A 14,314-nucleotide genomic window follows, 5' to 3' on the forward strand; every position below is an offset into this window, starting at 1 on the left:
AGGATCACTTCCTCTTGGGTTTGGTCAAAATCAGCTGAAGGGCGGCAAGACGGCGGCCGAACGGGATCAGGTACCATTCCCGTTCCGACAGCACACGAGTCCTCGCAATGACTGCGAGGAAAACCGACGCTCCAATCGCGACTGCGGTGAGCGCTGTAAGTGTAGCGCCGATACGGGCAGGGAGCCGATCAAACAGCCAGATGTCTGCCAGGAGCATCCAGGGGATGAGGATGGCCGCCATGATGAGTGACGCCGCCGCGATTGTCCGGTAAAACCGTCCTTCGGCCAGTTGCACCGGCCACACTTTCTTAAAGTAGATCAGAATTCCCGCGCCGGCTGCGGCAAACCCGGCGACCCCTGCGATGGAGGCACCGAGGATGCCCGCCTGCGGCACAAGAAGCCAGTTGGCTCCCGCCTTTACGGCAAAGCCCAGGAAAAGCAGGAGCGCGGGCACTTTCACCCGGCCCAGTCCCTGCAGCACCGCCATAAGCGGCAGGATGAGCGACAGCTCGAATATCTGGATGCAAAACACCATGATGGCGATGGAGCCGCTCCGTGTCTCGAACAGCATTTCATTGACATACGGCAGGACAAGGATGAGGCCGAGCGCTGCCGCCCAGCCAAACAGGAAAGCGAGCCTCCATGCCAGACGGATGAACGGCTCGGCCGTCCTACCGCTCTTTTTGGCCGTTTGGGCCGCTACCAGCGGCACGATTGACAATGACAGCGTCGACGCGAGCAAAATTCCCATCTGGACAAGCGGCTGACCGCGGTCGTAGACGCCCTTCAACTCCATCGCCGCCTCCCGATCCATCGTTTCCGCCATCAGGTTGAACACCGTGAACGAATCGATCAGTTGGAAGAAAAGCAAAATCAGCGAGCTCAGGCTCGCGGCAAGGCTGATCGCCGTCAGCTCCTTCACGACGGGCCACGCGCGGACCGATGCAGAGCGGTCCCGGAAATCCGGACGGCCCGTCCATTTCCTGAACAGGGCAAGCAGCAGTAAAACGCCCGCCGCTTCGCCTGCGACCGCTCCCCACATCGCCATCTGTCCCGCCATGTACAGAGAGGCACCGACAGACACGACGATCAGGGTTCCCGCCAGGATGACCGTCACCCGGACCGCCTGCTCCGCCACCTGGGCACCGGCGACCGGCGCCATTCGTCCTTCCGACTGATAGACGCCTTTCAGGAGTGCGAGAAGCGGCATGAACAGAATGACAAGGGACCCTGCGCGCAGAAGCGGTGCCAGCTGCCGGTCACCCATCCATCCGGTGATCATCTCCGCACCCAAAAACAGCATGAGGAAACTTATGCCGGACACCACGGCCAGGCAGGCCAGCGCAATCCTCATGACGGCACCGCTTTCCGAGCGGTCCCGGTCGGCCATCACCTTGGAGACGGCTACAGCAAATCCCGCCGAAGTCCATACCGTGATGATCCCGATAAACGGGTACACCTGCTGATAAATATAAAACCCCTTGTCTCCGACCAGGTTCTGGAAAGGAATCCGGTAGACGGCACTCAGGACCTTGACGATGATGCCGGCCGCGGCAAGGAGCGCCGCGCCTTTCATGAAAGTCTTCATGTTCCACTGTTGCTGCATGCTTAAGGCTTCCTTCTTTCCAAGAATATCCCCATTATAGCACGCGGCAAAAAGGAACGTCCGACTCTCCCAACCATGGTGCGGGTGCCCCGCGCATCGCCCTCCGCTTCATACCGCCAGACCAAAAAGGCCGCCGCTCCGCCGGTTGTTTCCGGCAAGTGCGGCGGCCCTTTCGGCCAGTCTATACGGGGAATCCCGTTTCTTGCAATTGTTTGGCGATTACGGTTCCATCTGCTTGGCGAGGAAGTGGGCTGCGGTTTCCGCCGCCTTCACTTCGGGATCGCCGATAAAGTGGACTTTCGACAGGAGGTAAACAGCGCCGATCGGGTCACCGCCCGAGACAATCGGGCAGATGCAGGATGACTTGATCTGTTCGGTGACGCCGGGTACCCATTCCAGGGACTTTTCGTTTTTCTCCGTGACGATCGAGCGGCCGAGCATGACTTCCTCCAGTTCACCGGAGATCCGTTTGCCCAAATAATCTTTTTTAGAGAGGCCGGCTGCCGCAATCATTTCATCGCGGTCGCTGATGAGTGCCGGCGTTCCCAATGTTTCGTACAGCGTCTCTGCATATTCCTGGGCAAAGCTGCCCAGCTCGCTGATCGGGGAATACTTTTTCAGGATGACTTCCCCGTCCCGGTCGGTGAAGATTTCAAGCGGGTCGCCTTCCCTGATGCGCATGGTGCGCCGGATTTCCTTCGGGATGACAATACGGCCGAGGTCGTCGATCCGTCTGACGATACCTGTTGCTCTCATTCGTGATGCCTCGCTTTCGACGTTCGGATAGGTCTGCGCGCTTAGTATGCATCACGTTTAGCCAATTTATGCAATCTTGCCCTGCCCGCAGGTCAAGCTTCCTGTTTTTTCGCGTCAGGCAATATTTTCATGACGCCTTCCAGCACGTCAAACAGTGTCTTTTTGCCGGTTTTCGACCCGTCCACCGTGAGAAGCAGCCGGCCATCCTCCACGTGGAAACCGACCGCACGGCCGTACTGGAGCGTGTCCTCCATGATTTTCGCCCCGTCCGCATGCCGGGTCCCTGCTTCTGTGAACGAAATGATCACCCGGTCACCCTGCTGCTTGATCGAATTGACGCCTGCCTCGCGCGCCCACACCTTCATCAGTGCGATTTTCAGGAGCTGCTCGGCTTCCAATGGCAAGTCGCCGAAACGGTCTGCCATTTCATCGACCAGCTCGGAATAGTCCTCTTCGGTTCCGACCGCCTTGACGCGCTTGTACATCTGGATTTTCTGGAAGCCGTCGGGGATGAAGCTGTCCGGGAAATACGCATCGGTGTGAAGCGTCACCTCGACATCCGGCACGTCCTCCTCTTTGCTGTTGCCGCGCTTTTCCTCAATGGCCTCTTCGAGCATCTTCGAATACATGTCGAATCCGACCGAGTCGATAAAGCCGTGCTGCTGGGCACCGAGAAGGTTCCCCGCTCCCCGGATCGACAGGTCGCGCATCGCGATCTTGAAGCCGGATCCGAGCTCGGTGAATTCCTTGATCGCCTGCAGGCGGTTTTCAGCCACATCTGACAGTACCTTGTTCCGCTGATAAAGAAAGTATGCATAGGCGACGCGGTTCGACCGGCCGACCCGTCCCCTCAGCTGATACAACTGGGCGAGGCCCATCCGGTCGGCGTCATGGACGATGAGCGTGTTGACGTTCGGGATGTCGACACCCGTCTCGATGATCGTCGTCGTCACGAGGACATCGTACTCCCCTTCCAGGAAAGCGAGGATGACCGCTTCAAGCTCAGTTTCCGACATGCGGCCATGCGCGGTCGCGATACGGGCCTCCGGGACGAGCATCTGGAGCTCCTCGGCCTTCCGTGCCATGTCCTCGACACGGTTGTACAGATAAAACACCTGGCCGCCGCGCGCCATCTCACGCTCGATCGCTTCACGGACAAGCGGGCCGTTGTATTCCATGACATAAGTCTGGACCGGGAAGCGGTTTGCAGGTGGCGTCTCGAGAACGGACAGGTCACGGACGCCGATCATTGACATGTGAAGCGTCCGGGGGATCGGGGTTGCCGTCAGCGTAAGGACGTCGACGTTCGCCTTCATTTGCTTGATGCGCTCTTTGTGTGTGACGCCGAAGCGCTGCTCCTCGTCGACGATCAGCAGACCGAGATCACGGTATTCCACATCCTTTGAGAGAAGGCGGTGAGTGCCGACGACAACGTCGACCGTGCCGTCCTTCAGGCCCTTGACCGTTTCCTGATGCTCTTTCCTCGTGCCGAACCGGCTCAGCATCCGGACCTCGACCGGGAAGCCGGCAAATCGTTCTTTCATCGTCTCGAAATGCTGTTGCGCAAGGATTGTCGTCGGCACGAGGAAAGCCACCTGCTTGCCGTCGCCGACCGCTTTGAATGCGGCACGGATTGCGACTTCGGTTTTGCCGTAGCCGACGTCGCCGCACAGAAGCCGGTCCATCGGCCGTTCGCGCTCCATGTCGTGCTTGATCTCTTCGATGGAGCGGAGCTGGTCGTCCGTCTCGTCATAGGGGAATGACGCTTCGAACGAATGCATCAGATCATCATCAGGCGAGAAAGCAAATCCTTTTTCCGCCTCTCGCTTGGCATAAAGTTTGATGAGGTCGTCGGCGATGTCCTTGACCGCCTTCGATACCTTGCTTTTCGTCTTTTTCCACTCGGTGCCGCCGAGCTTGTGAATCTTCGGTTCCTTATCCTCTGACGCGACATATTTCTGGATCTGGTCAATCTGGTCGATCGGCACATACAGTTTGTCGTCACCGCGGTAACTGATATGGAGGTAATCCTTGTGCGTCCCGCCCACTTCCAGCGTCTCAATGCCGATATACTTCCCGATGCCGTGCTGGATATGGACGACATGGTCTCCCGGCTTGATCTCCGAGTAGCTCTTGATTCGCTCCGCATTGGAAAGCTTCTGGGGACGCGCCTTTCTGCGGGACCGCTGCTTGAAGAGTTCACTGTCCGTCACAACGGCGATCTGCCGGAGAGGCAGCTCAAATCCGTCGGACAGATCTCCCTCGATCAGATGGATGCCGGGACCCGGGACAGCGCCCTCTTTTGGAATATCCGCCTTCATGCCGTAATCGCCGAGGATGGAACGGACCTTTTCCAGGCGTTCCCCCCCTTCGGCCAGCAGGAGCACCGTGAACCCGCCGGCCTGCCAGCGTTCCGCCTCCGACTTCAGGAGATTCATCTGGCCGTGAAATTGCTGCATCGGCTTGCAGGAAATCTGTACGGTGTCCTTCAGGACGAGCCCGGGAAGTGAACGCGAGAACAGCGACAGATACACCTTCTTCTGTCCGGCCATCGCGTCGATCTCCTTGAACGTGTGGCTGAGCCGCGCGTCGTGGACCAGTTTTCCGGCGGCGATCATATCGGTATGCCATTCGCTCTCCTGCCGCTCCAGCGACTCGGCCACTTCGATGATCCGGCCGGCCTCGTTATAGAACAGGATGCCCTCTTCCGGGAAATAATCACCCAAAAAGGCCGTCTCACCGGCAAGCGACACATACTTCATGATGCCTTCCGGGATGTCTCCGCCCTTCATGAGCGAGATGTCCGCGCTAATGTTCTCTAGGAGCGCCTCGCGTGCCGCCTCGTCGCTCACCTTCTTGAGGCTTGCTGCAAGTGACTGCTCAAGCCGTTCTGCTGTGACGGCAAGCAGTTCTGCAGACCAGCTGAATTCATGGGCCGGAAGGATCCGGACTGTATCCAGGCGGCCCGTGGAACGCTGGTCGTCCGCCGAGAAGGTGCGGATGGAATCGATCTCCGTATCGAACAGCTCAATCCGGACAGGTTCCTCACGGTCGAGCGGATAAATATCAAGGATGCCGCCCCGGAGCGCGAATTCACCCGGGGAGGTGACCATCGGCTGACGGGAAAACCCCATGGCGACCAGTTTTTCCGCCCAACCGGAAGGATCGATCTCATCGCCAAGTTCCGCAATTAGCGCTGCATTTTTCCAGTCGGCCGGTGCCGGGAGCAACTTGCGGAGCCCGGCAATCGGCGTGACAAAGACGCCGGTGCCGTTCCGCATGAGGTGGTCCAGCGCCTCGATGCGCTGTGCACGGAGTTCCGGGCTCGCAACGGACAGCTCTGCCGCGGTCAGTTCATCCGCCGGATACAGGCGGACCGACTCCTCTCCCGAGAGCCTCGTGAGGTCTTCGTACGTTCGCTGTGCCTGCAGCATATTCGGTTCGACGACGAGAACGGGTCGGCCCGTCTCCCTTGCCGCCAACGCAAACAGGGCGGCACGCGCGCCGCCCGCAAGGCCCGTGACCAGCTGACGGTCACGGCCTTCCTTCAGATCGCCCAGGAGGTCCGCAATCTCCCCTCCCCCGGCCAGTACATCGAGTAACTCTTCCATGGGTTCCATCCTTTCAGTAAAAGAAACATTCTGTATTTGTCAGATTCCCTCTCCGGGAAACGATTAGTCTGATTCTGGTGCTGCATGGCGCCGGGTCCCAAACGCAGAAAAAGCCTTGGACACCTGGGGGTGCCAAAGCAACGGCATCATTGCAGCCATTTCTGCAGGGAATAGTAGTCGGGGAACCGATCAAGCGACTGTTCGCAGTCTTTGCAGATGCACTGAACGGTCGCGTCCCCGTCTTCCCCTTCCAGGATGAATTCTTCCGCTTCCTCTTCACCGAGGCGGAGCAGCGTCCTCGCTTCGTCGGCTGAGCCGAACGGAAGTCGGCCGATCTCCGTTTCACAGTGGCGGCAACGGTAACGGATCGCCATGCATGCGCCCCCTTCCTTTCCCATCAGTATAGACAGGGGCGGCGGGGGCTATGCCTCAATTGGCGTTGAATTCATTCATTACGTCGATGAACGGACGTCCGAGGGCCGTCTCGCAGGCGTCTGCCGCCCGCTCGGCGGCATCCCTCATGATGGGGGCCTCTTCAGCGGTGAACCTGCCGAGCACCCAATCGGTCACGGCCATCGGAACATCCGGCCGGCCAATCCCGATCCTGATGCGGTCAAAGTCCCGCGTTCCGATGTGCTGGATGATCGACTTCATCCCGTTGTGGCCGCCCGGGCTGCCCTTCTGGCGGAGCCGGAGCCTGCCCGGAGAAAGATCAAGGTCATCATAAATGACGATCAGGTCTTCTTCCGGCACATCGAAATAGTCCATCATCGGGCGGACACATTCCCCCGAAAGGTTCATGTACGTAAGCGGCTTGACGAGCAGCGCCTTGCCTTCCGGGCGGTGCACCGTCGCATACATGCCGTTGAATTTGGTCTGGTTGAGCGGGGCGTTCCATCGGTCCGCCAGCACATCGATGGCGTGGAAACCGATATTGTGGCGGGTCTGCTCGTACTGCCTGCCCGGATTGCCGAGCCCGACGATAAGTTTCATGGACATCTTCCTCTTGGCAATGATGCTTCCCATTTTACCATGATTCAGACAGGTGGGCAGTCAAAAAGGATTGCCCGCGGGCAATCCTTTTGAAACTGTTATTCGGTCTCCTGCGGGGCCTCGTCCGGGCCGCCGCCGGCTTCAGCATCCGGTGCGGCTTCAGGATCCGCCGCTTCCGCATCGGCATCTGCCTGTTCCGTACGCGGCGCAGTGATGGTGACAAGCACTTTATCGTCCTCGTCGACGACATTCACACCCCACTTGGACTTCAGATCGCCGACCGTCAAGCTGTCTCCGACCGTCATTTCCGAAACATCGACTTCCAGCGATTCCGGCATATCGGATGGCTTGGCCGAAATGTTGACCGTCCAGAACGGCTGGCTGAGGACACCGCCTTCTTTGACGCCTGGAGCAACGTCATCACCTGTCAGGGCGATATTCACTTCAGCTTCCATTTCAATATTCATATCGATGGCGAGAAAGTCTGCATGCTTGAACTCGCCTTTCATCACGTCCATCTGATAATCATGAAGCACCGCATTGACTTTTTTTCCTTCAACCTCAAGCTGGAACACGGCATTCCGGCCCTCGTCACGGAGCGTCATGAACAGATCATTCTCGCGGACCGCAACCGGTACGCTGTCCAATTCATACCCGTATACCACTGCCGGGACATAACCGCCGTTCCGGAGTTCCGTCAGTTTGGAACGTCCGGACTTTTCCCGTCTTTCTGCCTTGATTGTAGTCGCCATCTGCAGTCACCATCCATATCGTTTTTATCGTCATACATAGTAATTACCCGAATAGTTTGGTATTAAACATTTGAGGTTCCGATTCTGCGGATGGCTGCGATCTCCCGGAAAACGAAAAAGACCGCCCCGTGGGGCAGTCTCAGGAAAATCAGTTGAACAGGGTGCTGACAGATTTGTTTTCGAAGACCCGGACGATGGCGTCGGCGAGGAGCGGCGCGACGGACAGTTCCTTGATCTTCTCCGATTGGCGATCTTCCGGCAGGTTGATCGAGTTCGTGATCACCAGTTCTTTGATCTTCGAGTTGTCGATGCGCTCGATGGCAGGACCGGACAGAACCGGGTGCGTGCAGCATGCATACACTTCGGTTGCGCCGTTTTCCACAAGGGCATTTGCCGCAATCGTGATTGTGCCGGCAGTGTCGATGATGTCATCGATCAGAATCGCCTTCTTGCCTTCGACGTTCCCGACGATGTTCATCACTTCCGCGACATTCGGGCGCGGACGGCGCTTGTCGATGATCGCAATCGGCGCTTTCAGGCGGTCCGCCATCTTGCGGGCACGAGTCACACCGCCATGGTCAGGCGATACTATGACAAGTTCTTCGCTCGGGATGTTCTTCTCCTTGAAATAGTCGGAGAGGATCGGAACCGCGACCAGGTGATCAATCAGGATATCGAAGAAGCCCTGAATCTGCGGTGCGTGCAGGTCAAGCGCGATGACGCGGTTTGCGCCGGCCGTCTCCAGCAGGTTAGCCACCAGCTTCGCAGTGATCGGCTCACGGGCGCGGGCTTTGCGGTCCTGGCGCGCATAGCCATAATACGGCATGACAACGTTGATCGTGCGGGCGGATGCACGCTTGACCGCGTCGACCATGATGAGCAGTTCCATGAGATTTTCGTTGACCGGAGCCGACGTCGACTGGATGATAAAGACGTCGCAGCCTCGGATGCTCTCTTCAATGTTGATCTGTACCTCGCCGTCGCTGAAGCGGTTTACCGAGCATGCGCCAAGCGGGACGCCGATTTCATCGGCAACTTCCTTGGCCAGGGGCTCGTTTGAATTCAGGGAGAAAATCTTCAGTTTATGGTCGGGATAATGGTTCGTCATTTTTTGGATTGCTCCTCCGATCGCTTTGTGTTCAATTTTTCAATATAACCTTCCTTATTCTCCTGCCTGGAGCGCGCGATTGCAAGGGCATTTTCAGGAACATTTTTTGTCACTGTCGATCCGGCGGCGACATAAGCGCCTTTTCCGACGGTGACCGGTGCGATCAGGTTGGAGTTGCATCCGACAAATGCATCGTCTTCGACGGTCGTGCGGAACTTGTTGACCCCGTCGTAATTGACGGTGATCGTGCCGCAGCCCATGTTGACGCGCTCGCCGAGATCCGTATCCCCGATGTAGCTGAGGTGGGAGACCTTGCTGCCTTCTCCGAGATTCGACTTTTTCACTTCGACGAAGTTGCCGATCTTCACGCTGTTGCCGAGGTCGGATTCCGGACGGATATGGGCGAATGGCCCGACCGCCGTATCTTCTCCGATCTTGCTCGACATCACGACGGACTGGCGGATTGTCGCCCGGTCGCCGATGACGCTGTCCTTGATCTGGCTGCCCGGTCCGATCAGGCAGTCTTCTCCGATTTTCGTGCGTCCTTCGATGACCGTGCCGGGCATGAGGACGGTGTCGCGGCCGATTTCGGCATCCGCGCTGATGTAGGTGTTTGCAGGGTCCTGAATCGTGACGCCGCCCCGCATGTGCTTCTCGGCGATCCGGCGGCGCATGACCCGCTCCGCTTCCGCGAGCACGACACGGTCGTTGACGCCGAGTGTCTCTTCAAAGTCATCCGTCGCATAGGCAGCGATCATTTCGCCTTCCGACAGGAGGATGCCGAAGACATCCGGCAGATAATATTCGCCCTGTGCATTGTCGTTGCCGACTTTTTGGAGCGTTTCAAACAGGGATTTATTGTCGAAGCAGTAGGTGCCGGTATTGATCTCTCTGACTTGCTGTTCTTCCGGTGTCGCGTCCTTCTGCTCGACGCTGCGCAGGAAGTTTCCGTTCTCGTCACGGATGATCCTGCCGTAGCCCGTCGGGTCATCCGCGAAAGCCGTGAGGATCGTGGCTTTTGCTTTTGTTTCATTATGGTGGTCGATCAGTGCCTTCATCGTCTCCGGCGTGATCAGCGGCGTGTCTCCGCACACGACGATGGTCGTGCCGTCCAGACTGCCCAGGTTCTGTTCCGCCTGAAGAACGGCATGGCCGGTTCCCAGCTGCTCTTCCTGCAGGACAAACTCGCTGCGTCCGCCGACTTCTTCCTCGACCTTCTCCGCACCGAATCCGACGATCGTGACGACGCGGTCTGCGCCGACTCCCCGGACATTGTCGACAACATGGCTGACCATCGGCTTACCGCATACCGGGTGGAGCACTTTATAGAGCTTCGATTTCATGCGTGTTCCCTGGCCGGCTGCCAGGATTACGGCATATGTATTCGTCATCAGGCAGTTCCCCTAACTTTTTTACTTGGATTTCCCTCTAACGATAGACGAAATCGACCCATTTTTCAACAATTTAGAGAGTACAAGCTTGACATCCGGAGCACCGGGCGTTCCTGATCCCGCTGCCGGATGGGCCCCCTGCGATTGTATGCGCGGGCTTATGTTGAAAGAGTCACCAATTTAAAAGCAGCCGCTGCCCGGGCGGGAGCGGCTGCATCGATCAGTTTACCTTCCTGACGCATAGCGATGGACCTCCGCAGACATGGCCGCAACATAGTCGCTGCCGCCATTGTCCTCGATGTTTTCCACCATCATTGCCAGGATGAAGGATGGATCTTCGGCAGGGTAGGAAACGAAGTAGCCATTTTCCTTGCCCCGGTCCTCTCCGGCCGCCTTCAGTTCGGCTGTACCGGTCTTGCCCGCAATCGGTACGTCCGTGAGATTGGCGGATTGGGCGAAGCCATCCAGCACGACATTGCGGAGCGTGGAGCGTAGCGTTTCCGCCTGTGCCGGGTCGATCATTTCCTCTTTCCATACTTGCCCGTCTTCCTCGTCGAACAGCAAGGTTGGCTTATACATCGTACCGCCTGTCAAAATCGGCTCATACATGGATGCGAGGTGCAGGATGTTCGTCAGCATCTGCCCCTGGCCGAATGACGTATCGGCCAGCTGGCCTTCCGAACCGATCGTGCCGTCATTGGAGATCTGGGAAGCCTTCAGTTCCATCGCCTCGAGGGGGATCGGCTCGCCGAAGCCGAACTGCTTCAGCCCCTCTATTAAGGTGTCCTTCCCCATCGCGAGCGCCTGCTGAGCGAAATAGATGTTATCCGAGTAAATCATCGCCCGGTTCAGGTCAATCGGGTTCGGTGCTTCAGGATGCACGCGCGACACCCGGTAGGCGCCCCATGAAGAATCTTTTTGCCACGTCTTCCCCTTAATCGTGAGCCCTTCCGCCGGATCAAGTGTACCTGCCTCCATGCCGATGGCCGCGGTGATCGGCTTTATAGTCGAACCCGGCGCATAACTCTGGGCAAAGCGGTTAAACAGCGGCGTCTTTTCATCTTCCTCGAGCTCGCGATACCTGTCGCCGCTTATTCCGGTGATAAACTCGTTCGGATCATAGGCCGGGGAGCTTACGAGCGTGAGCACTTCGCCTGTTTCGGGGTCAACGGAGGCGGCCGTTCCGGGCTCTTCCTTCATCGAATCGTAGGTCACTTTCTGCAGTTCGGCGTCGATGGTCAGCTTGACCGTTTCCCCGTCTTCCGGTGCGCGCTCGGCGACGGTCACCGGTTCCATCCCTTCCTGCGCTTTCCTGATGATGATCTTCATGCCGTCCTGGCCGCGGAGCCGGTCCTCAAGCAGGCTCTCCAGGCCGCGCCGGCCGATCTGGTCGGTCTCCGAGTAGCCCTTGTCCTCCAGCTTTTCCAGCTGTTCGGCAGAAATTGCTCCGATATATCCGGTCAGATGAGCCAGTGCCGGACCATAAGGATACTCCCGCATTCCGACTTCCCGTGCTGCGATTCCGGGAATTTCAAGCAGCTGCTCCAGCCGGGCGGCATCGTTTTTGGGTGTATTTCCTACCGGTACAAAAAGATCCGGCTTGACCCATGCCGCATTCAGGCTGGTGTCGATCGCCTCCGGCGTTGTACCGAGCAGCTCAGCGATGTCCGGCTTTCTTTCTTCATCCAGTTTCTCGGGAACGATGCCCACCTGGTAGCCGGTCCCGTTTTTCGCGATCGGGATACCCGCCCTGTCGACAATTTCTCCCCGCTTTGCTTCGGTGCGAGAAAGGCCGATCTCATCACCCGGCTCCAGATCCGGGAAGATGTAGGAGGGATCCCAGTCGACAAACCAGGTTTTCTCCTTTTCCCGCTCCTCATGGCGGAGCCGGATCGGCTTGTCAAACTCGACCGGACCGGCAAGCGTCTCCATTTTCACCCCGATATTGAATTCGGCGGGCTGCTCCTTGTCCCACTCAGCATCCTCACCGGGCTTTTCATAAGTAACCTCCAAGTTGCTGATCCCGAGGTCGTCCTCCAGTTTCTCCTGGCGTATGACAAAGTCGTCTTCCGAAAAGTCGTCTTTTGTCTTCGCCGTCAGGTAACTTTCATACATCACCGCATAATCGCCTTTGTTCCAATGGCTGATATATTCCGCCAGCCGATCTTCGGGTGTCGGCTGATCACGGCATCCTGCCAGGAAGACAAGCAGAATGATGACGGTGCCGAGCAGTATCTTCTTCATGTTGACCCTCCCTCACGTCCTTCCAGTTTAACAAGAAATTGAAAAAGGGGACAGGCGGGGGAACATGAAAAAACCGTCACCGGTAACGGGGACGGCTGGGCGGAGCCGGTTATGCGCCGGCGCCTTCGAGTGTCGGCTCTTCTTTTGTCAGGTGATAAGCACCCAGCACAGCATCCTGGATCATCTGTCGTGTATCAGAATTGATGGGGTGTGCCACATCGCGGAACTCGCCGTCCGGTGTCCGCTTGCTCGGCATGGCAACGAACAGGCCATCGTTGCCGTCGATGACCCGGATATCATGGACCACGAACGCCTCATCAATCGTGATGGAAGCAATGGCACGCATCCGGCCATCTGTCTCTACCCTACGAAGTCTCACATCAGTTACTTCCACATTATCACCACCTTCAGCATCTTCTTGGTTGTCTATATTCAATATAAATGGTAAATTCCCTTCTTACAATACAAAATTTTTGAACTATTCAAAGTTAAGGATGTTCATGCAGTGTAATACGAAGAAGTTAAGGGTTTTTCGCATAATAAAACGGCAACTCCGCATAGGGAGCTGCCGTAAACTTTGAAACTGTTACTTTGCGAGGGCGACCGCTTCGATTTCGACGAGGACGTCTTTTGGAAGGCGGGCAACTTCCACGCAGGAGCGTGCCGGCTTGTGGTCGCCGAAGTAGGATGCATAGATTTCGTTGATTGTGCCAAAATCATTCATATCCTTGATGAATACGGTGGCCTTGATGACGCGGTCAAGCGAGGACCCGCCGGCTTCCAGCACGGCCGAGAGATTTTTGAACACCTGATGTGTCTGCTCTTCGACGCCGCCTTCTACGAGGCTGCCTTCCGGTGTGAGCGGGATCTGTCCGGATGTGTAGACGATGCCCCCGGTCACGATTCCCTGCGAGTAAGGGCCGATTGCCGCCGGCGCCTTGTCTGTCTGGATCAAGTTCATATCAGTTTCCACCTTCCCTGAAATAGTTGCCTTCCACCAGTTCAATCGTGCGTTCTTTTTCATTGACCTCGAGCAGTCTCACAAGAGACACATAGTCTTCCACGAGCCGCTCCTCCTGCACATCCTCCGACTCGACCAGGACGGCAACGCCCGCCGGCTCACAGTCAAATTCGGCAAGGAGATTCTTCATGCCGTTCATCGTGCCGCCGACTTTCATGAAATCATCGGTGAGAAGCACTCGCTGGCCGCTCTGCATGCTGCGTTTGGAAAGGACCATCGTCTGGATACGGCGGCTGGAGCCGGAAACATAATTGATGCTGACCGTCGAACCCTCTGTCACTTTGCTGTCACGCCGCACGACGACGACGGGAACATTCAGGTGACGGGCGATCGCATGGGCGATCGGGATGCCCTTCGTCGCGACAGTCATGATGGCATCAATCTCTGAATCCTTGTAGCGGGCAGCGAACAGCCGGCCGATCCGGTCCATGAGCCCGGGATTGCCGAGCAGATCCGTCATAAACAGGTACCCGCCCGGAAGCAGCCGGCCGGGATCGCTGAGCGCGTCCATGAAATCACCGATGATTTCCTGCGCCTCTTCCCTGCCGGCATCCGGTATGTACTTCACACCGCCCGCCGCGCCGGGCACGGTAATGAGCCGGCCGGTTCCCCGCTCCTCGAACGTCCCCTTGACGATGGCAAGGTCCTCACTGATCGATGACTTGGCCGCGTCGTATGCGGAGGAAAAATGTGTGAGCGGAATGAGCGTATGCGGATGGGCAAGCAAATATTGGGTCATGTCGACGAGCCGTTCACTGCGCTTCCATTTCAAAATGTCCACCTCTGAACCTATGTCTGAACCGGAACTGGCCGGCTTTTTACAGAATCCGAA

Annotated in this window: 12 protein-coding genes; all 12 read right to left on the bottom strand. The window is 57.5% G+C overall.

Annotated features, from left to right (window positions below; translation table 11 throughout):
* Positions 1-4: 4 nt before the first annotated feature.
* The 12 genes from AV656_RS15860 to purR all read right to left on the bottom strand — a co-directional run bounded on the left by AV656_RS15860 (position 5) and on the right by purR (position 14,254).
* Positions 5-1,606 (bottom strand): putative polysaccharide biosynthesis protein, encoded by a 1,602-nt coding sequence (locus AV656_RS15860; protein ID WP_063183921.1) that lies wholly within the window; start codon positions 1,604-1,606, stop codon positions 5-7.
* A 219-nt stretch (positions 1,607-1,825) separates the two neighbouring features.
* Positions 1,826-2,362 carry a stage V sporulation protein T gene (gene spoVT, locus AV656_RS15865; RefSeq protein WP_063183924.1) on the bottom strand — a complete coding sequence of 179 codons (537 nt, stop codon included), beginning with the start codon at positions 2,360-2,362 and terminating at the stop codon, positions 1,826-1,828.
* Between the two features lie 92 nt (positions 2,363-2,454).
* A complete protein-coding gene (gene mfd, locus AV656_RS15870; protein WP_063183926.1) occupies positions 2,455-5,973 on the bottom strand; it encodes a transcription-repair coupling factor in 3,519 nt (1,172 codons plus the stop codon).
* A 146-nt stretch (positions 5,974-6,119) separates the two neighbouring features.
* The gene (locus tag AV656_RS15875) at positions 6,120-6,347 is read right to left on the bottom strand and encodes an anti-sigma-F factor Fin (protein ID WP_008301240.1); all 228 of its coding nucleotides are present in this window, start codon (positions 6,345-6,347) and stop codon (positions 6,120-6,122) included.
* A gap of 55 nt (positions 6,348-6,402) precedes the next feature.
* Complete coding sequence (gene pth, locus AV656_RS15880) at positions 6,403-6,966, bottom strand: aminoacyl-tRNA hydrolase (protein ID WP_063183928.1); 564 nt, start codon at positions 6,964-6,966, stop codon at positions 6,403-6,405.
* 98 nt (positions 6,967-7,064) lie between these two features.
* Positions 7,065-7,718: a 50S ribosomal protein L25/general stress protein Ctc gene (locus AV656_RS15885; protein WP_063183931.1), complete on the bottom strand. Its 654-nt coding sequence runs from the start codon at positions 7,716-7,718 to the stop codon at positions 7,065-7,067.
* A gap of 148 nt (positions 7,719-7,866) precedes the next feature.
* Entirely contained in the window at positions 7,867-8,826 is a 960-nt protein-coding gene (locus tag AV656_RS15890; RefSeq protein ID WP_063183933.1) for a ribose-phosphate diphosphokinase, read from the bottom strand.
* A complete protein-coding gene (glmU, locus tag AV656_RS15895) occupies positions 8,823-10,217 on the bottom strand; it encodes a bifunctional UDP-N-acetylglucosamine diphosphorylase/glucosamine-1-phosphate N-acetyltransferase GlmU (protein ID WP_063183935.1) in 1,395 nt (464 codons plus the stop codon). The genes AV656_RS15890 and glmU overlap by 4 nt, the downstream gene beginning before the upstream one ends.
* Positions 10,218-10,442: 225 nt before the next feature.
* Positions 10,443-12,461, bottom strand: a complete 2,019-nt coding sequence (locus AV656_RS15900) for a penicillin-binding transpeptidase domain-containing protein (protein ID WP_063183937.1) — start codon at positions 12,459-12,461, stop codon at positions 10,443-10,445.
* A gap of 109 nt (positions 12,462-12,570) precedes the next feature.
* Positions 12,571-12,855 carry a septation regulator SpoVG gene (gene spoVG, locus AV656_RS15905; protein WP_063183939.1) on the bottom strand — a complete coding sequence of 95 codons (285 nt, stop codon included), beginning with the start codon at positions 12,853-12,855 and terminating at the stop codon, positions 12,571-12,573.
* 192 nt (positions 12,856-13,047) lie between these two features.
* A complete protein-coding gene (locus tag AV656_RS15910) occupies positions 13,048-13,422 on the bottom strand; it encodes a RidA family protein (RefSeq protein WP_008301252.1) in 375 nt (124 codons plus the stop codon).
* A gap of 1 nt (position 13,423) precedes the next feature.
* Positions 13,424-14,254, bottom strand: a complete 831-nt coding sequence (gene purR / locus AV656_RS15915; RefSeq protein ID WP_063183942.1) for a pur operon repressor — start codon at positions 14,252-14,254, stop codon at positions 13,424-13,426.
* Positions 14,255-14,314 lie beyond the last annotated feature (60 nt).

Source organism: Bhargavaea cecembensis, assembly GCF_001619585.1.
Classification (GTDB): domain Bacteria; phylum Bacillota; class Bacilli; order Bacillales_A; family Planococcaceae; genus Bhargavaea; species Bhargavaea cecembensis_A.